The sequence below is a fragment of the Nostoc sp. genome, from assembly GCF_036916655.1.
Classification (GTDB): Bacteria; Cyanobacteriota; Cyanobacteriia; order Cyanobacteriales; family Nostocaceae; genus Nostoc.
The window spans coordinates 1-17,456 of sequence record NZ_JBALFY010000048.1 but is presented as its reverse complement, the minus strand read 5'-3'; the positions used below and the strand labels follow the sequence as shown (position 1 = coordinate 17,456).

20 protein-coding genes and 2 pseudogenes are annotated in these 17,456 nt (G+C 39.8%); 4 read left to right on the top strand and 18 right to left on the bottom strand.

Annotated elements, in window-relative coordinates; translation table 11 throughout:
- Positions 1-18: 18 nt before the first annotated feature.
- The 5 genes from V7L31_RS12700 to V7L31_RS12680 form a co-directional block, all read right to left on the bottom strand.
- Positions 19-393, bottom strand: a complete 375-nt coding sequence (locus V7L31_RS12700) for a hypothetical protein (RefSeq protein ID WP_099099965.1) — start codon at positions 391-393, stop codon at positions 19-21.
- Between the two features lie 18 nt (positions 394-411).
- Positions 412-1,698 carry a SagB/ThcOx family dehydrogenase gene (locus V7L31_RS12695; protein ID WP_334696547.1) on the bottom strand — a complete coding sequence of 429 codons (1,287 nt, stop codon included), beginning with the start codon at positions 1,696-1,698 and terminating at the stop codon, positions 412-414.
- Positions 1,661-2,149 carry an ankyrin repeat domain-containing protein gene (locus V7L31_RS12690; protein WP_334696546.1) on the bottom strand — a complete coding sequence of 163 codons (489 nt, stop codon included), beginning with the start codon at positions 2,147-2,149 and terminating at the stop codon, positions 1,661-1,663. The genes V7L31_RS12695 and V7L31_RS12690 overlap by 38 nt, the downstream gene beginning before the upstream one ends.
- Positions 2,150-2,476: 327 nt before the next feature.
- On the bottom strand, positions 2,477-3,616 hold the full coding sequence (lysS, locus tag V7L31_RS12685; protein ID WP_334696545.1) for a homocitrate synthase: 1,140 nt from the start codon (positions 3,614-3,616) through the stop codon (positions 2,477-2,479).
- 35 nt (positions 3,617-3,651) lie between these two features.
- Complete coding sequence (locus tag V7L31_RS12680) at positions 3,652-4,533, bottom strand: AAA family ATPase (RefSeq protein WP_334696544.1); 882 nt, start codon at positions 4,531-4,533, stop codon at positions 3,652-3,654.
- A 317-nt stretch (positions 4,534-4,850) separates the two neighbouring features.
- Between V7L31_RS12680 and V7L31_RS12675 the strand changes: the two genes are divergently transcribed.
- Entirely contained in the window at positions 4,851-5,060 is a 210-nt protein-coding gene (locus V7L31_RS12675) for a TOBE domain-containing protein (RefSeq protein ID WP_334696543.1), read from the top strand.
- A gap of 536 nt (positions 5,061-5,596) precedes the next feature.
- Here the strand turns inward: V7L31_RS12675 and V7L31_RS12670 are convergent.
- From V7L31_RS12670 to V7L31_RS32605, 13 genes and pseudogenes are all read right to left on the bottom strand, one after another.
- A complete protein-coding gene (locus V7L31_RS12670; RefSeq protein WP_334696542.1) occupies positions 5,597-5,857 on the bottom strand; it encodes a FeoA family protein in 261 nt (86 codons plus the stop codon).
- A gap of 104 nt (positions 5,858-5,961) precedes the next feature.
- Positions 5,962-6,261, bottom strand: coding sequence for a 2Fe-2S iron-sulfur cluster-binding protein (locus V7L31_RS12665; RefSeq protein ID WP_069069799.1), 300 nt, complete (start codon positions 6,259-6,261; stop codon positions 5,962-5,964).
- Positions 6,262-6,476: 215 nt separating this feature from the next.
- Entirely contained in the window at positions 6,477-6,848 is a 372-nt protein-coding gene (locus V7L31_RS12660) for a HesB/IscA family protein (protein WP_094327427.1), read from the bottom strand.
- A gap of 86 nt (positions 6,849-6,934) precedes the next feature.
- Positions 6,935-7,732, bottom strand: a complete 798-nt coding sequence (locus V7L31_RS12655; RefSeq protein WP_334696541.1) for a HesA/MoeB/ThiF family protein — start codon at positions 7,730-7,732, stop codon at positions 6,935-6,937.
- A gap of 10 nt (positions 7,733-7,742) precedes the next feature.
- Entirely contained in the window at positions 7,743-8,060 is a 318-nt protein-coding gene (nifW, locus tag V7L31_RS12650; RefSeq protein ID WP_251959881.1) for a nitrogenase-stabilizing/protective protein NifW, read from the bottom strand.
- A complete protein-coding gene (locus V7L31_RS12645) occupies positions 8,057-8,272 on the bottom strand; it encodes a CCE_0567 family metalloprotein (protein WP_322667906.1) in 216 nt (71 codons plus the stop codon). The genes nifW and V7L31_RS12645 overlap by 4 nt, the downstream gene beginning before the upstream one ends.
- A gap of 199 nt (positions 8,273-8,471) precedes the next feature.
- Entirely contained in the window at positions 8,472-8,948 is a 477-nt protein-coding gene (locus V7L31_RS12640) for a NifX-associated nitrogen fixation protein (RefSeq protein WP_118163723.1), read from the bottom strand.
- Positions 8,945-9,358 (bottom strand): nitrogen fixation protein NifX, encoded by a 414-nt coding sequence (gene nifX / locus V7L31_RS12635; RefSeq protein ID WP_069069804.1) that lies wholly within the window; start codon positions 9,356-9,358, stop codon positions 8,945-8,947. The genes V7L31_RS12640 and nifX overlap by 4 nt, the downstream gene beginning before the upstream one ends.
- 253 nt (positions 9,359-9,611) lie before the next feature.
- Positions 9,612-10,949, bottom strand: a complete 1,338-nt coding sequence (nifN, locus tag V7L31_RS12630) for a nitrogenase iron-molybdenum cofactor biosynthesis protein NifN (protein WP_334696540.1) — start codon at positions 10,947-10,949, stop codon at positions 9,612-9,614.
- Positions 10,950-12,332, bottom strand: a complete 1,383-nt coding sequence (gene nifE / locus V7L31_RS12625) for a nitrogenase iron-molybdenum cofactor biosynthesis protein NifE (RefSeq protein WP_334696539.1) — start codon at positions 12,330-12,332, stop codon at positions 10,950-10,952.
- A gap of 166 nt (positions 12,333-12,498) precedes the next feature.
- The gene (locus V7L31_RS12620; protein ID WP_334696538.1) at positions 12,499-12,846 is read right to left on the bottom strand and encodes a Mo-dependent nitrogenase C-terminal domain-containing protein; all 348 of its coding nucleotides are present in this window, start codon (positions 12,844-12,846) and stop codon (positions 12,499-12,501) included.
- Between the two features lie 194 nt (positions 12,847-13,040).
- Entirely contained in the window at positions 13,041-14,576 is a 1,536-nt protein-coding gene (nifK, locus tag V7L31_RS12615; RefSeq protein WP_334696537.1) for a nitrogenase molybdenum-iron protein subunit beta, read from the bottom strand.
- A 230-nt stretch (positions 14,577-14,806) separates the two neighbouring features.
- A pseudogene (locus V7L31_RS32605) lies at positions 14,807-14,974 on the bottom strand (nitrogenase molybdenum-iron protein alpha chain); the annotation flags it as partial.
- A 265-nt stretch (positions 14,975-15,239) separates the two neighbouring features.
- On the opposite strand from V7L31_RS32605, the pseudogene V7L31_RS12610 reads away from it, so the two are divergent.
- The 3 genes and pseudogenes from V7L31_RS12610 to V7L31_RS12600 all read left to right on the top strand — a co-directional run.
- A pseudogene (locus V7L31_RS12610) lies at positions 15,240-16,611 on the top strand (site-specific integrase).
- A 43-nt stretch (positions 16,612-16,654) separates the two neighbouring features.
- Positions 16,655-16,930, top strand: a complete 276-nt coding sequence (locus tag V7L31_RS12605) for a hypothetical protein (RefSeq protein WP_334696536.1) — start codon at positions 16,655-16,657, stop codon at positions 16,928-16,930.
- A 31-nt stretch (positions 16,931-16,961) separates the two neighbouring features.
- The coding region (locus V7L31_RS12600; protein ID WP_334696535.1) for a hypothetical protein at positions 16,962-17,456 on the top strand (495 nt) is incomplete at its 3' end.

Below are 17,456 nucleotides of genomic sequence, written 5' to 3'. Positions count from 1 at the left end.
TAACTCCTAACTTTTCTCTTATGCCCAATCCCGATAAACAGAAAGTTCATCTACCCTCATTTCAAAAGGTATTCCTTGACTTTCTGGCGGACAAACACGGATTTTAGCACTGTTAACAATTCCATATAACAATGTCCCCATTGGCACAATTTTTTGTAAAACACGCCAATTAATAACTTGATCGGGACATTCAATAACCAATGTCAGAGCATTGGCGTGGGTTGTGACATACCACCGACAATCAGATAGAAGATTTTGAATTGTGCGATCGCACGCGTCATAAAAGTATCTGCTAATAGAATCCTCTAGCTGTTGCCGCAGTATAATATCCGCAGATGTCGGTTGTATAGGATGTGAGTCATCACCATTAAAGTAATACATCTTTCTAGCCATCTCTCTTTAGCTTCCTGCTTATATTCCAATCACCATTCCATAAAGTACATCTTTACTTGTTTCTAATAATTCTTGGGTTTCGTCATCATAATACGCACCAATTCCACTACACTGAATTCCCAAATAATTACTAGTTAAATAAAGTCTTTGTCCGAGAAAACCAGCTATTTGCATAGCAGTTTGATAATTTAAATAATCCGACACAAAAAATAAAGTTACAGCGCCATCTCTGGCAATAGCCTGATTAATACATAAGTAACCTGTCTTTTCACTAAAATTACCCGTTTTAATCAGATGTGTACCTCTATATAACCCAGGTGTCATTCCCTCTACTCGATGCACCACTGAGTAAATTTCTATTTCCTCATAGTTTTCTGTCGGTATTGATTGTTGAAGTTGTTGCACTACATATAAATAATCTTCTTGAGAAATAGACTCTTTCCGGAAACGTCTAATAGAACGTCTATTCCAAACAACTTGATAAAATTTATCCTTGTCGAAGTCAAATTGAGGATACTCTAATTTCTGCTGACGACTCTTTTGTAGAGCAGTTGCTTGATAGGTATCTTCAATAAATTGATTGGATTCAAAATAATCAGTACCAGAGACAAAAGGAACTTTCAGCCTTAAGGTTCTGATTTTTTTGTCTTGTACTTCTCCTGACACCGCACAACCAGTAATAAACTCCTTATTCTCAAAACCCAAATCTGAATTGAGCGCAAGTTTATCAAAGTCAAAAACTAGTTGTATATTTTTTTCATGGAGATAAGCTGAAGCTGCAACAGCACCTAAATGGTGTCCGCTATCTAATAAGCAATATCTCATGCTTCTATTTTGATATTTCCAGCTAGACCTATAATAAACACAACTAATTAAAAAGATGAATCCGTTGATACATTTACCCGGTATAATATAACTCTCTAACCCATCATCAATTAATTCATAGATGAGAGTTAGACAATTATTCTCAACTTCTAGATGATATATACCATCTACTATTCCCTCAATGCCGCGAATCTGTACGTAAACTTCTGTAGGATACAGAGCGCCTGCTGATGGATTCACCCGCAGTTTATAAGGGCCATCTTTATATACTTTTTCTAGTGTTATCGCACTGGTTAATGAAATAAAAGAGTGAACAGGATTATTGAGATTTAATTTCACTCTTCGATAAAACTTCGGATAAACTTTAAATGTAGATGGCTGTGTTGAGGCATCTACATAATTTGGGTCAAGTTGTACCGATAAGTAAGAATGCTTGGTAGCGTCATGATAAGCTTTGCCCGATATCTGACTTGATGGCATTTTTAATTATCCTTAAGACTTCTACATTGCTAGCAAAATCTATTGCTTTATAATCGTCTAAGTTTTTTAAATATAAATTAGGATGATGTTGTAAAAGTGACTTGACAACTTCTGTCTTGCCGGCTGATGCTGCGTACATTAAAACAGTTGCACCGTTATCATTTTGGTTATTAATGTCAATGTTATGAGCCAAGAGTAAATTAATTAAATCGTAGTGATTACCAAAACAAGCAAACCACAAAGCATTGTTGCGATCGCTATTTCGAGCATTGATATTCACACCCGTATCAATGAGTTCTTGAACGACTGCATAAACTCCTTCTCTTGTCGCTTTCATTAAAGCTGTATCGCCATTTTCACCCGGCTGATTTAAATCGTTAAGATTATAGCCTTTTGCTATTAGCCATTGGGTTGTAGCTTCACTCAAATTTTGACTTTTGGTTCGATTCATAAGTACTCCTCAGTTAACTTTTTTACTAATATAAATTTGCTTGGCAAACAGAATGGTGAGCAATGCTCACCATTTTTGCAAAAATGTTATCCAAATTCTTTTAACTTACATATATGCTATCAATTTTATAAGTTTAAATTATGAATCATTTATAAAGAACAGTAAATATTCTTATTAAAAAAGCTTGATAAATAATGGAAAAGCAGTAATTTTTACAGTTTTCTTACATAAAATAGATTAATAGCAGATATAGGTGGATTTAGATCCCAGACTTCTTCAATAAGTCGGGAATCTGCACTTAGACAGTAAGTGCGTATATTTTTAAATTTACTGGCAATGATAAGAATATAAAATATTATCTACATCTTCGATGGTAAGACTTTGGTTATCAGCTAAAGCTTTCAATCGATGAGTTATATCTTTAAGTTGGGATAAATTAAAGGAAAGTCCTAACTCATTCGCTCGGTGATTAACCGCCTGTTTTCCAGCCAATTTATGATTAATTAAAATTGAGCGCGTTACGCCAAAACTCCGGGGATTAATAGCTTCATAAGTCTCCGAGTTATTGAGCATAGCTTTAGTATGAATACCAGCTTTATGACTAAAAGCACTTTCCCCAAAAACACAATGGTTAAAAGGAATAGAAATCCCAACTTTTCTCGCAACTAATTCATGCAAGGAACCAAGTTCATCCAAGCGATATTTAGACTTAATCTGCTCTGGATTTGTAGCATATAACCTCGCAATAAATCCAGCTAGTGAGGTAATACCATTGCGCTCACCAATTCCCAAAACACAAGTGTCAATATGAGTTGCTCCTGCTTCTAATGCCGTATAACTATTAGCATTTGCACATTCTGTATCATTATGACCGTGAAACTCAATATCTAAATTAGTGAATTGGCGCAAAGTCTTCACTAATTCAAATACTTGCATCGGAGTAATAATTCCTACTGTATCGGCAATTCCTATGCGTTTGATAAATCCTAATTTCTCAATTGCCGAGTAAATTGTGATTAAATCTTCTATAGAAGTGCGTGACGAATCCTCAGCCGAAAACCGTAACTCAATATCGGGAGCTTGCTGATGAATAAAAGTTAAAACTTCAGATGCTAAATCAATAATTTGATTAATATTTTTACCATGACTGAACTGACGCATCAAAGAAGAACTACCAATAGTTAAATTAATCCCAGCTACGCCTGTCGCTAAAGCGACTTTAGCATCTTCTAAGTGACAGCGAATGTGAGTTAATATTTTCGATGGCAAGCCTAACCGAGCCAATCGTTCACAGTCTCGTCTAGATTGAGGTGAAGCGATTGGTGACGTTAACTCTATATATTCCACTCCAAATGCAGCAAGGGCCTCAGCAATTTCAACTTTATCATCTGAAGAAAAATTGGCTTTGACGAATTGTTCACCTTCACGGAGAGTACTTTCTACAATTGCAAATTCAGATAGCGACATTGAGCAATCCCTATACTAATTCTTACTAAGGATATTCACTTATTACTTTTTATATTAACAGATTTACATAATCGAGAAATAATTAATTTGGCTGATTGTTGGGGACTAGTTATAGTATTAATTATAAGAGAGCGATCGCTTGTATCCATCGCTTCTAAAATCTGTTTTGTCGGAACCGAATCATAGGTCTGGCTCTCTTCGACAAATATTTTTAGTTTATCCCGCAATTCTACATCTGTAACAACTTGTTTGCTTACAAGTTCTAAGATTTGTTGTTCTTCTTTAGGAGTAAAATAAGCAGAAGCCTCTGGTACGCCCAAACTAGCAAAATTGCTCAGTACTTTTGGGATAATTTGCATAGGATCGTCTAATTCTTGATGAGCAATTCTATCGAAAGAATCATGACGTTTTAGAAGCCTTTCTAAACGCACCGTATTTGGTGCGGTCAACATTACAAATTTAGCATTTTTTAAAGCTGTAGCTGCATAGGGAACCTCATTTTCACCACGCAAACTATCGAAAACTAACATAGAGTTGACTTCTTGTGGATTGATGTGTAGAGAAGCTAAAATGTGACCCATTCCACCAGGAAAGTATTCTCGATAAAGGCGAGTATAAGTTAAACGTTTAATCCGGCAATGAGGCTGCACGAGTTTCTCTTGCATTTTTAACATTGGTGCAATTATCACACGTTCGGTTAAAACACGACGATTAGGTAAAAGTGTAAAATCCAAGCCTTCTTCAGCCAAAGCTTTTGCAATCGTACTTTTTCCCACGCCAGTCATACCTACTAGAATAAGTAAGGGAAAACTTGTTATTGGCAACCAGTCTTTAGGAACAGGAAATCCTACGCCTACAACTGGACTTAAATGTTCAAAAAATAGATTTGGCCTTGTTGTATTAACTTGATGCTGCACAATATAAACCTCTTTTTAATTTAGTTATTATAAATACACAAATATTCTCTAACCTCAGTACTTATACATAATTAAATTGCTGTGTTAAATGGATGATAATATCCATCAATAGTTAGTTTTTTTAATTTTTTATCTTGCTTTTTTCAGTAAATGACTGTCTAGCCCATTTTTGTAATTCTTGTCAAGCAGAGATATTACTATTAATTAAATGATGATTATTTCAAAATTATTAAGATATCTTAAAGAAAGCTAGTTTTAAAATCAAAACTTGTTAACTTAGCTAAGGTATAAATAGTTCAAGTTAGTGAATTAAAAACATGGAAATTAGCGCTCGTAATTCTCTTAAGGGTACTGTCAAAAAAGTTGTACATGGTTCAGTTAATACTGAGATAACTTTAGAACTAGCGCCAGGAGTAGAGCTAGTGTCAATAATCACAAAATCATCAGCAGAAAAGCTAGGACTTGCAGAAGGTAAACAGGCTTATGCCGTGATTAAAGCATCAGATGTAATAGTTGCTGTTGATTAAAAAATAGAGTTGGCTTCTTTTGCAAGCCACTCTATTTTTCATATCAAATTGCATTTATATAATCTAGTGACCAAAAGAGTACAATAGCTTAGTTTAGAGTAATTACAGCAATCATATTAGATTTTTAAGAATTGAAAATCATAGATCCCCGACTTTTTAAATAAGCAAAAAAATTGTAGGTTGGGTGGAGGCTTTGCGTAACCCAACATCCTGATATATGTTGGGTTGCGCTCTGCTCCACCCAACCTACGTCTACGTCTAATTCATTCACTATTTTACCTATACAGTCCACTACGTGCATTTCAAAAATCAAATACTAGTCCTATAGATACCCAATTTATTTAAAAAATCGGGTATTTTTTTAGCAGAAATCAAGTAATACCAATTTAATGTGAAGTTGCACATATCTTGATCCCCCTAAATCCCCTGATAAATTGGGGGACTTTGACTCTGATTCCCCCTTTTTTAAGGGGGGTTAGGGGAGATCGAATTTTATGCAGCTTCATAAGAGATTAGTATAAGGCTATACATAGATGCTAACTAATGTAATTATCAATAATGCGAACATAAATGGCTTGGACACTTTCTAAATCTAGTACAAAGTCTCTGTTATCAATATTGAGAATAAAAGAAGGAGAGTGTTGTTTTATAGTGATATTAGCTCCTTCTATTATTCCTATTAATATAAGTTTTTTTAAAATTGTTTTATCCTGAGTTTTACATAAAATTACGATTCCTCGCTCTCCTGCTCTCAATAACTCTAATGAGCAGCCAGTAACACTAAAGCTGGTAAACATTTTAATTATAAATTAGAAATTGTGAAAGGAAGAAGGAAGTATATTTTCATCCTTCATCCTTCATATTTTATTTGGTTCCTAAAGGCAGCAACCAAAGTAGTAACTTAGACCAGATATGCTTCTTGATGTGTCTTAATTGTGCAATTAGAACGAGGATAAGTTACACAAAGCAAAGCGTATCCTTTAGAAACCTGATCGTCATCTAAAAAGTTTTGATCGTCTTGATTAACTTCACCTTCGACAACTTTTCCAACACAGCTAGAGCAAGAACCTGCATGACATGAAAAGGGCAACTCAATACCATTTTCTTCTGCTGCTTCTAAGATGGTAGTCTCTTCGTCAACTTCAATTGTGGTGTCGATGTCTTCTTTTTTGTTGATTAATCTAACTTGATAGGAAGCCATTTTCCGATTCTCCTCAAACGTTATACAGTTGGTGTAATTTCTGAAGTATTTGAGCAACCTATCCTACTTTTTGCTTCCATTCTTCTTACAGAGATGCTAAGTTTAGTTAGCTTCTTTATAGGGGTAAGGGATGCAATGCGAATTAGAAGCTACCTCAAGAGCATTGAAATTCTGCGGAGTGCTTCTAAAATTGACTTGGCGCTAACGGAATGATGTTAGCTGCAAGGTACACCAGTAGGCGTACCGTCGTCTGTTTTGAAGGACTTTCCACAACCGCAGGTATCAGTTGCATTGGGGTTGATGAATTTGAAACCGCTTTCCATCACTCCCTCAACGAAGTCAACGATAACTCCGTCTAATAAGGGCGCACTTTTGGCATCAACGTAAACCAGCACTTTGCCTTGCTGGCTTACCAAATCATCTGGTTGGGGTTTGCTGGTGATATCGATCGCATATTCATAGCCACTGCAACCACCATCTTTTACCGAGATGCGAACACCTTTAGTTGCGCCATTAGCGTCGGGTGCGGAACCTTTGAGGAATGCCCGCAGATGAAATTCTGCTTTTTCTGATAAGATAACGGCCATCAGTTCTCCTGATTTGTAGCGATTAGTTGTTCTGATTTCAGGTGGGGATTGTCAGTTGTCAGTTGTCATTTGTCTTTTGCTAATGACTAATGACTATTGACTGTGGGTTCCATTGAATTGGATTGTGCGTGTCTCCAAGGCGCACTATTGCCGCATACTGGACAAGAGCGATCGCGGTGAGAACGGCGTTTAGCAAATTCCATCCGATTCAAGTCCATTGTCAGCAATTGCGACAATAGAGGCTGACTAAACCCGGTGATCAGCTTGATAGCTTCCAAAGCCGTTAGACAAGCTAGGGTTCCAGAGACAGCGCCTAGAACTGAAAAGCCGCGCTGATCCCAATCAGGCTTTTCTGGAAACAGACAAGATAAACAAGGAGTCACACCAGGAATAATCGTCGTAAGATAAGCCTCCATCCCATTCATTGCGGCTTCCACCATTGGCTTGCGCGATCGCACACAGGCTTCATTTAACAAATTGCGCTCTGTAAAATTGTGGGCGCAATCAAGAGCCATATCAGCAGATTGCACTAACGAATCTACATTTTCCGGGGTGATGTAATCATGAATAGCTTCCACTTGGACATCAGGATTAATCGCATCCAGAGTTTCTTTAGCTTTGAATACCCTTGGCTTACCTACCCAATCATCAGTCATGAGAACCTGACGATTCATATCATCTTGCCGCAAATCACCACCCCGGACTAAGATTAGCCGCCCAACGCCTGCTACTGCTAAGTAAAGCGCCGCCGTACCGCCTAATCCCCCCACACCTGTAACCAAAACTGTCGCTGACTTCAGGCGTTTCTGTGCTGTTTCGCCAAAATTTGGAAGCATCATTTGGCGACGATAGCGTTCTAATTCGGTAGGCGTCAGGTTAACCAATTTATACCTCCTAATCAGAAGTGATTTCTGTCAGTGTGACTACATTTTTCGGCTTGTCGTTAAATACTTTGAACAGCTTTTGTTCATAAGCTGTCGATTCGGTAAATAACTGATAAGCTTTTTGCAAAGCCAAAGAATATTGATTTAATTTCTCTTCTTGACTCAAGTCAGGAGAATTATCATCAATTTCCTGTATGTGTTGAGAAAACTTTTTCAGAATATGTAGACGATGCACATTCACAACTTCTAAGTCGTAGGACATATTAAAGAATTGAAAAAATTCTTCTGCATCTACGAGCTTCTTGAATTCATCAATAGTTCCAGTCATTTAGCATTCTCCAATTGTTTCAGATGTTGCTTAAGTTCATCTAACTGGCGATAGATTTCATAAGTTGCGGCAGCAACATCCATAAGTTGGTTGTAATCTGTTGGCAGACCTTCAGCTAAATCATGCAGATCCATTTTCATTTGACCTGCTTTGCTATTGAGGCGTCTGATTTGCCCTTGTAGTTCCTCAATACTTGTTTCTTCTGCTTGCACAATCAGCCACTCCTTTTCAGTGCTGAGTGCTGAGTGCTGAGTTATGAGTTATAAGTAATGAGTAATGAGTTAGAAGTTAGAAGTTAGAAGTTATGAGTTGAAAGTTATAAATTATATAATTTTTAATTTATAACTCTTCACTATTTACTCTTAACTCTTAACTCTTAACTCTTAACTCAGCACTCAGCACTCAGCACTCTTAAATTTTGCCAACTTCAGGAAAGCGCTTCGCCAAATCAAGACCTTTTTTGACGTAGTTTTCTCCTTCTTCTGCTAACTTCTCTAGCGAGTCAAAGCCAAAACGATGAGCATCTCGCAGAGTTTTCACAGCTAGCAAAAGACGACCAGAAAAAACTAGCGCCCAACCAAATCCTTCATGGCTCAAATCAACTACAACCTGGGATATCAAACCTGTTTCTTGTTCAATCCCAGCAGCTACAGCTCGAAAAAATGCCATAATCCGGGCTTGAGTTACCGCATCAACTTCGCCTTCAACGGAGATTTCCCGTTTCTTTTGTTTGGTAACAATAAAGGGTTTGAGAATCAACTCATCCGACCAAGTACGATAAACTCCATAACTGTCTTGACCACGGATTTGTTTGATTAATACCTTAAGAAAAGGCGAGTTCAAGACTTCAGTTGTAGCGGTTCCGTTAACACTGTTATTTGCGGTCATACTGTTGCTTCGTCTTCGATTTCATCAGCAAAGTTTGTGGTTTTTGGTTGTAAAGCTTTACGCAACCAAGGTGGAGGATTACCTTTGAGGGTTTTCACTAACTTATTTAGCACTTCACTAATTTCTTCTTCTTCCGATCGCGCCTTCACTGGGGTGACACCTTTCTTGATTAACCGAGCGGCAGCGCTACCACCAATTGCTGTTACGTAAATAATCGTACAGTCACCTATTGACTCAAGTTTTGGGGTGATTTTGTCTTCATTCCCATCTTCTTTGAGTTCGCCTTCAAAGGTGAGGGTTTCTACGAAGTGATATCCCTCATCTGTAATTTCGTAAACATCAATCATTTTTGCCCATCCAAAGTGGGCATTAATATGAACTCGGTCACTCGTCGTGAAGGCTATTTTCATTGTAATTCTCCTCTCTAAAGTTTTGAATTTTGAATTGGAAAGAAGGAATTCAGGAGTCAGGAGTCAGAATTCAGAAGTAATTAGAGTTTGACCGGCAGAAGCAAATCTGCATATTTAGACCAATTCTGTTTAAGATGCGCCAAATTATATGAGGAACGAACCGCAAAGGACGCGAAGGACACAAAGAAAGAATTGGTATTAGTGGTTGTATTCTGAATTCTGGATTCTGACTTCTGAATTCTTGAAGAAGAATTCAAAACTCTGCGCTCACAGTTCCGAACTCTTGGAACTGTTTAACTCTCGCTTCTTCTGCCTCTAAAAACAGGTTGCCGATGCCAAATAAAAGCTCCATCGTGCCTCGATAGCCAACTTTAGTAAACTGACCATTACCTAAGCGGTCATAAATGGGCAATCCTAAACGATAAAGAGGAATCGAGAGGCGTTTTGCGATCGCCCCAACATTCGAGTTACCAATCAGCAAATCAGAACCGCCTGCTAGACTCTCTAAGTCTTCTAAATCGCCGATGGTAATGCTTTTAACTGGGAGTTTTTCTAAGAGAGGCGATCGCGTGGTTGTCACCACTGCATGAATTTGCGCTCCCATCGATTGCAGGAAATGCACTGTTGACCACAACAAATCTGGTTCTAGTGCTAAAGAAACTCGTTTTGCACCGAAGTAAAAGTGGGTGTCCAACATCGCATCTTGCAACTGACGACGTTGGCGGCGGTATTTTTCGGGTACGCTGTTACCGCTCAAAATCGCCAATGCTTGGATAAATTCATCTACTGGTTCTAATCCCGTCAGTTCGCCAAACACTTCGTAAGGTGTGCCAAAGCGTTCTTCCAGAATCTTGGCAGCACCCCGCATACTTTCGCCCAATGCCAAGGTGAAAGCAGAACTACCTACTTCTCGTAGCTGTTTTAAGGTAGTCCCACTGACTGTAACTGCACTATAATTATCCTCTAAATGTCCATCTAGAGAAGCACCAAGGTCAGGTACAAAGATCGGCACTAATCCAAAGGACGTGATTATCTCTTTGATTTCCTGTACATCCCCAGGTGTGAAGGCAGAACCCGCCAAAACTGTGACTTGTTCAGTTCTGAGTCCACCTGCGCGAGGAATTTCCTTAACTATGCTTTCAACAGCAACAGCAAAGCCATCTTGCAACGCACCTTTAAAATCTGGGGTAGGTGCAAAAACGATCGCTAAATTATTCAATTCGGGATGGCGATCGCGGATTTCTTTAAGAAAACCCTCAATGTCATCGCCTCTAGTTTCCGTTAACCCAGTACTACATAAACCAATAATTTCCGGGTTAGCTTTTTCCACCAGAGTCAGAATTGCTTGCTCCACATTCTCTTCACCACCCAAAATGGTAGTGACTTCCGTCATCGCTGTGGTAGCTAAAGGAATCGCTTCCCGGAAATGCCGCACGAGGACAACTTTAGCGAAAGCAGTACAACCTTGAGAACCGTGGAATAAGGGCATCGTCCCTTTCAATCCCAGAAAGGCTAAGGTTGCGCCCAAAGCTTGACTTTGCTTGAGGGGATTAACTGTCAGTGCTTTGTTAGTAACGGTAACGATCGCCATTTAAACTTCCTCCTCTTCTTCCCAAGGAGCGGGTTTGCGTATTTGTTCCCAAATCGGGCTATAGAGAGCTTCGTATAATTCCCGCGCCATTTCAATCATTCCCACATAACCTGCATAAGGATGGTGGCGTTCTTGGTTGATATCAAGGAAAGGAATTCGAGCTTTCAAAGCTGTGTATTGGTTACGTCCACCAGCAATCAGCATATCTGCGTGAGTGTCTTTAACCAGTTGTAGCAATTCCTGAGCGTTGCCTTTCTCCAGCATGATACCGTCGTTGCCGATCAGCTTCTTGATTTTGGCTTTATCTTCTTCAGTACTTTTGCGAGTACTGGTAGCAACAACTTCAATGCCTAAGTCTCTAGCAGCCGAAATAATCGACCAACTCTTAACACCACCTGTATACAACACAACTCGCTTACCTTTGAGTCGAGCGCGATAGGGAGCTAATGCCAAATCTAAAGCAGCCGTTTCTTCTGCAATGAGCTTTTCTGTCCGCTCCTGTAAATCAGCGTCGCCTAATTTAGCGGCGATATTTCGCAGACAGCGATTCATATCATCAATGCCGTAGAAAGACTCTTCAATGTAGGGGATGTTGTAACGCTCCTCCATCTTTCTCGCCATATTCAGCAACGCTCGTGAGCAGATCATGACGTTGAGTTTGGCGCGGTGGGCGTAGCGAATTTCATCGTAGCGAGCATCGCCCGTAATTTTAGATAAAATACGGATGCCTAATTTTTCCAGCAGTGGTGTGACTCCCCACATTTCACCGGCGATGTTATATTCACCGATTAAGTTAATATCATAGGGCGTTGTATGTTCCGGTTCTGCTGTTCCGACAACATATTCTAATAAAGCTTCACCGCCAAAACGGTTGCCGAGATTTTTACTGCCAATGAATCCTGGGGCAATGACGGGAACAACAGGAATACCAATTTTCTCAGCCGCCGCTTTGCAGACAGCATCCATATCATCGCCAATTAAGGCTGTAACGCAAGTGGCATAGACGAATACTGCTGCTGGTTGGTAGCGCTCTTTGAGTTCCAGAATCGCCTTGTAGAGTTTCTTTTCGCCACCGAAGATGACATCATTTTCACCCAAGTCAGTGGTAAAGCCCATTTTGTAGAGTAGAGGGCCAGACGACAGACTACCACGACTGCCCCAGGAATTACCAGCACAGGCGATCGGCCCGTGGACTAGATGCGCTGCATCTGCGATCGGCACTAAAGAAATCATTGCACCATCAAAGGCACAGCCCCCTTGAGCCGCGCCAGGTTGTGCCTGTTGGGCGCAAGACTTGTTTTTCTTTTCCGTTTGTTTGTGCTGATTATGTTCGCATCCTGTCTCAGTCAGCAGCTCGTTGATTTTGCCTTGGGTGCTTTTCATCTCTCTTCTCTTAATTTTAATTGTCCTTTGTCATTTGTCATTTGTCCTTTGAATAACTAACAACTAATGACTAATTGTTCTTCGTCATTTGTCCTTTGTCATTTGAATAACTAACAACTAATGACTAATGACTAATGACCAATGACTAATGACCAATGACCAATGACTAACAAATGTATCTTGTGACATCCTCTCCACATACATCGGCAAGGTAAGATAAGGCGCGAAAACGCAATCCTACAAATTCGTCATATAAAGGATTGAGTTTACATAGTGGTGGAATATCAATAGACTTCCCAAATAATTTAATTTGTCGCTCAAAGGGACAACAACAAGGAATTGTTTGGCAAATTAGATGAGCGAAGCGATTATGTTTAACCTGAATTCCATCCACTACACGGCGCAACGGATTAAGAAGATTGTGGAACCACCCTGGTTTTTTCTGATTAGGTGGATGGTAATTAGGATGAGGATGAGTGTGAGTGTGTTCGTGAGTGTGATTGATGGTTTCCATTATCAATTCCTTGGGTAAATGCTATCAAGAAAAAGGGGAGTTGGGGATTGGGAATTGGGTATTGGGCATTGGGTATTGGGCATTGGGTATTGGGTGTTTTCCCAGTCCCTAGTCTCCATTCCCTATTCCCTATTCCCTACTCCCTACTCCCCTTCTTTACCCTTTAATTAACACGTTGTGTTTCTACGCAATTTCTAACGAATCAAGTCGTAGGAAATATCTGTCTTAGAAGGAATGTTGGTGTTGCGATCGATTTCTTCAAACAGGGTGTTTACAGTCCAGTTGAGGAGGTTGATTATACCTTGATAACCAATGGTGGCGTAGCGGTGTAAGTGGTGGCGATCCATGATGGGGTAGCCGATTCTCACGAGGGGAATCTTGGTGTCGCGCCACAGGTACTTACCGTAGGTGTTACCGATCAAGAAATCTACTGGTTCGGTGAACAACAGCGATCGCATGTGCCACAAGTCTTTACCAGGCCAAACAGTTGCATGTTGACCGAAGGGGCTAGAAGCCAGCAATTCTTTGATTTCTGCTTCAAATACTTCGTTGCTGTTGTGAACCAAGATATGCACAGGTTCAGCACCCATTTCTAGCATAAAGCCAACTACGCTGTATACTAAATCTGGTTCGCCGTAGATAGCGAAGCGCTTGCCGTGAATCCATGAGTGAGAATCAGTCATGGCATCAACTGCACGACCGCGTTCGATTTCCAATTCTTCAGGAATGGGGATACCACTCAATTCGCTGAGTTTCATCAAAAACTCATCAGTACCCTTAATACCCCAAGGACGGGAAACTGAGGTTGGTTGCTTCCACTCTTTTTCGATGTATTCGCGGGTTTTGGGTGTAGAGTGTGCTTGCAGAGCGATCGTCGCTTTCGCATTGATTGAATCTGCTGCATCTTCCAGCTTTGTACCACCTGGGTACATATCGAACTCACCTGTGTTTGGTGAATCCAAGTAGTCGCTGTTGTCGGCTAGAATTGTGTAGTCAAAGCCGAACAAAGAAGCAATCCGCTTGATTTCGCGGTTGTTGCCTACGTAGGTGTCAAAACCTGGGATGAAGTTGATTTTACCATTGCTGGTTTCTTTCTTATGACCTGCGGTCAAGTTAGAAAGAATTCCCTTCATCATGTTGTCGTAACCAGTGATGTGGGAACCGACAAAGCTAGGGGTGTGAGCGTAAGGTACTGGGAAATCTTGAGGAACTGAACCAGCTTCCTTGGCGTTGTTGATGAAAGACTGCAAGTCATCACCAATTACTTCTGCCATACAGGTGGTGCAGACAGCGATCATTTTAGGCTTGTACAGTTGGTAAGAGTTCGCCAACCCGTCAATCATGTTTTGCAGACCACCAAACACGGCTGCATCTTCAGTCATTGAAGAAGATACACCAGAGAATGGTTCTTTGTAGTGACGGGTTAAGTGGGTGCGGAAATAAGCAACGCAACCTTGAGAACCTTGAACGAAAGGTAGAGTACCTTCAAAACCAACAGCAGCAAAGATTGCTCCCAATGGTTGACAACCTTTAGCAGGGTTAACGGTTAAAGCTTCACGAGCGAAGTTCTTTTCACGATAATCCCAACCCTTTGTCCACTCTGCAACCCGTGTTACTTCTTCGGGTTCGTGACCGTTTTCAAACTGCTTTTTGTTTTCAAATAGCTGTTGGTACTCAGGCTGGTGGAATAACTCGACGTGATCTTGAATTTTTTCTGGATTCTGAGGCATTTCTGGATCTCCAAGGTTACTGAATTCTTTACTGAGCGAGGAATGAGGATTTGAGGCGGAAGAGACGCGATTAATCGCGTCTGTACAAGGGAGGTGGGAATATGATTCAAAATTCAAAATGCAAAAATCAAAAGAAATTTTTAATTTTTCAGTTTTGAATTTTGGATTCCCAACTCCCCCCTGGGGTTTTAGCCCCAGGTTATCCTTACTTATCGCTCTCTCCCATTTCTCTAGACGGCAGCCTTAGCCTTAGCTTCAGCCTTCTTAGCCTGAGCTTTTTCATTCCAAGGAGCGCCAATTAATGACCAGGTTGGGCTGTTGAGTGCCAAGTCCATATCACGAGCGAAGATGGCGAAGCCGTCATAACCATGATAAGGGCCGGAGTAATCCTTTTTGTGGTTTAATTCTTTTCAACTGTCTAATGTTTGCAGTAAGCAATGTCTCTGCTAAACATTGTTTTCTGAGAACACATTTATTTTTAGCCTAAATATAGGCTAAAAACACAGCGATGCATAATCAGGTTTAGGACTCACCCATCATCTAAATGTTGTCCTGAGCCAGGGCGTTGCTGAATCAAGGGATGATTCTTGTAGGGTGGGCATCCTGCCCGCCTGGAAATACAAAGGACGGGCAAGATGCCCATCCCACAAAACCAGCAAAATCATGCCGCAAATATGCAACTCCGCCCGCTGTTTATGTTTATCTCTGCAATCACAGCAACAAAGAGCGCACGATGAGAACGAAAGTACTACTAGAATTAGAGAAAGTTAATCTGCGTTTGAAGTCTGCAAAGGCAAAGGTGACAATTAGAGAATCGAATGGAAGTCTGCAATTACGGGCGACGTTACCAATTAAACCGGGAGACAAAGATAGCAACGGAACTGGGAGAAAGCAATACAATCTCAGTTTGAATATTCCCGCTAACTTGGATGGACTCAAGACGGCTGAGGAAGAAGCTTATGAATTAGGGAAGTTAATTGCTCGTAAAACGTTTGAATGGAATGATAAATATTTAGGTAATGAAGCAATTAGAAAAGATTCTCAATCTATAAGGGAATTACTTGAAAAGTTTGAAGAAGAATATTTTAAAACTCACAAACGCACAACTAAAAGCGAACATACTTTTTTTTATTACTTTTCCCGCACCAAGAGATTTACTAATCCTCAAGATTTGGCAACTGCTGAAAATCTGATAAGTTCAATTGAGCAAATCGATAAAGAATGGGCTAAGTATAATGCAGCTAGAGCGATCGCAGCATTTTGTGTGACATTCAATATCGAAATTGATTTATCGAAATATTCCAAAATACCGGAGAATAATTCCAGAAATATACCGACCGATGCAGAAATATTTGAGGGAATTATCAAGTTTGAAGATTACCAACATAACAGAGGTAATCAAGTTAATCAAAATGTTCAAGATAGCTGGCAACTTTGGCGCTGGACGTATGGAATGTTAGCAGTTTTTGGTTTACGTCCACGGGAACTTTTTATTAATCCCGATATTGATTGGTGGTTGAGTCCAGAAAATCTAGATTTGACATGGAAAGTTCATAAGGATTCTAAGACTGGTGAGAGACAAGCATTACCATTACATCGGCAATGGATTGATGACTTTGATTTGAGGAATCCTAAATATGCAGAGATGTTGGGGAGTGCGATCGCTAAAAAAGATAACACAAATCATGCTGAGATAACAGCGTTAACACAGCGAGTTAGTTGGTGGTTTCGCAAGATAGGATTAGATTTTAAACCCTATGATTTACGTCACGCTTGGGCAATTCGGGCGCATATTTTGGGGATACCAATTAAAGCTGCGGCGGATAATTTGGGTCATAGTGTACAAGTTCACACCCAAACTTATCAGCGTTGGTTTTCGCTAGATATGCGGAAGTTAGCGATTAATCAGGCTTTGAGTAAAAGGAATGAAGTTGAGTTGATTAGGGAGGAGAATGCTAAGTTGAGGATGGAGAATGAAAATTTGAAGTTGGAGATTGAAAAGTTAAGGATGGAAATGATTTATAAACAAAGTTAAACTTGCCCAAATACTGATAATATAATAAACTTGGAGGTCAGTTATGGAAAGCATTAAGATTAGAACATATATTGGTGATGATGAAATTCTGCAAATTCAGCTTCCGCCGGAAATTACCAACCAAGAATTAGATGTAGTGATTGTCTTTCAACCTGTTATACAAAAATCCTCAGAGCCTCCAACTAAAACGCCGGAAGAACTAGGATACTCTCGTAAATTTGTTGAAGAAGTAATAGGTAGTTGGGAAGGTGATCCGCTTGAACGTCCAGAACAGCTTCCCTTTGAGGAACGGGAGGAGATTCAATGGCCTATCTCCTAGATACAAATGCAGTTAATATAAATGAAAAGATATGTCCGCTTTAACTGAAGCTCTTGAGTTAGTTTTTGATTGGGTGCAGCAATATATGCCAAATCATCCTGCTGAAATGAACGAAGGATTAAGCCGTGATGCAATTGAGGCAAAAGCTAAAGAACTTCCCTTTTATTTACCAGAAGAAATTTATGAACTTTATCAATGGAAAAACGGTGGTGTAAATCCTTTTCTTCCTCACCCCGATGCTTGGGATATTGCCAGATTCTTCTCATTGGAAGAAGCAATTAGTATTGCTCAAGATTGGAAAGGTTCTTTTCATTTGTTTCCCCTTTTTATGGTCGAGGATGATGGATACTTTTTTGTGGGAACGCAGGAAAAATGTCAAATTGCTCCAATTTATTGCAATGATATTCCTAAAGAAGTGGTTGAAATAGAGCCAAAAGTGTTGAATGTTAAGAAAAATTCGATAAAAATAACCCAAAATATGGTAGTTTTGGGCGAAGGCTTAAAATATATTAGTTTGATTGTGATT

Bases quoted from the DNA above. Each gene is read 5' to 3' on its own strand.
- V7L31_RS12670 (WP_334696542.1), bottom strand. From the start codon at position 5,857: ATGTTTACCAGCTTTAGTGTTACTGGCTGCTCATTAGAGTTATTGAGA.
- V7L31_RS12660 (WP_094327427.1), bottom strand. From the start codon at position 6,848: ATGGCCGTTATCTTATCAGAAAAAGCAGAATTTCATCTGCGGGCATTC.
- nifK (WP_334696537.1), bottom strand. From the start codon at position 14,576: ATGCCTCAGAATCCAGAAAAAATTCAAGATCACGTCGAGTTATTCCAC.
- V7L31_RS12605 (WP_334696536.1), top strand. From the start codon at position 16,655: ATGGAAAGCATTAAGATTAGAACATATATTGGTGATGATGAAATTCTG.
- V7L31_RS12695 (WP_334696547.1), bottom strand. From the start codon at position 1,698: ATGCCATCAAGTCAGATATCGGGCAAAGCTTATCATGACGCTACCAAG.
- lysS (WP_334696545.1), bottom strand. From the start codon at position 3,616: ATGTCGCTATCTGAATTTGCAATTGTAGAAAGTACTCTCCGTGAAGGT.
- V7L31_RS12665 (WP_069069799.1), bottom strand. From the start codon at position 6,261: ATGGCTTCCTATCAAGTTAGATTAATCAACAAAAAAGAAGACATCGAC.
- nifW (WP_251959881.1), bottom strand. From the start codon at position 8,060: ATGACTGGAACTATTGATGAATTCAAGAAGCTCGTAGATGCAGAAGAA.
- nifN (WP_334696540.1), bottom strand. From the start codon at position 10,949: ATGGCGATCGTTACCGTTACTAACAAAGCACTGACAGTTAATCCCCTC.
- V7L31_RS12700 (WP_099099965.1), bottom strand. From the start codon at position 393: ATGGCTAGAAAGATGTATTACTTTAATGGTGATGACTCACATCCTATA.
- V7L31_RS12675 (WP_334696543.1), top strand. From the start codon at position 4,851: ATGGAAATTAGCGCTCGTAATTCTCTTAAGGGTACTGTCAAAAAAGTT.
- V7L31_RS12620 (WP_334696538.1), bottom strand. From the start codon at position 12,846: ATGGAAACCATCAATCACACTCACGAACACACTCACACTCATCCTCAT.
- nifX (WP_069069804.1), bottom strand. From the start codon at position 9,358: ATGAAAATAGCCTTCACGACGAGTGACCGAGTTCATATTAATGCCCAC.
- nifE (WP_334696539.1), bottom strand. From the start codon at position 12,332: ATGAAAAGCACCCAAGGCAAAATCAACGAGCTGCTGACTGAGACAGGA.
- V7L31_RS12690 (WP_334696546.1), bottom strand. From the start codon at position 2,149: ATGAATCGAACCAAAAGTCAAAATTTGAGTGAAGCTACAACCCAATGG.
- V7L31_RS12640 (WP_118163723.1), bottom strand. From the start codon at position 8,948: ATGACCGCAAATAACAGTGTTAACGGAACCGCTACAACTGAAGTCTTG.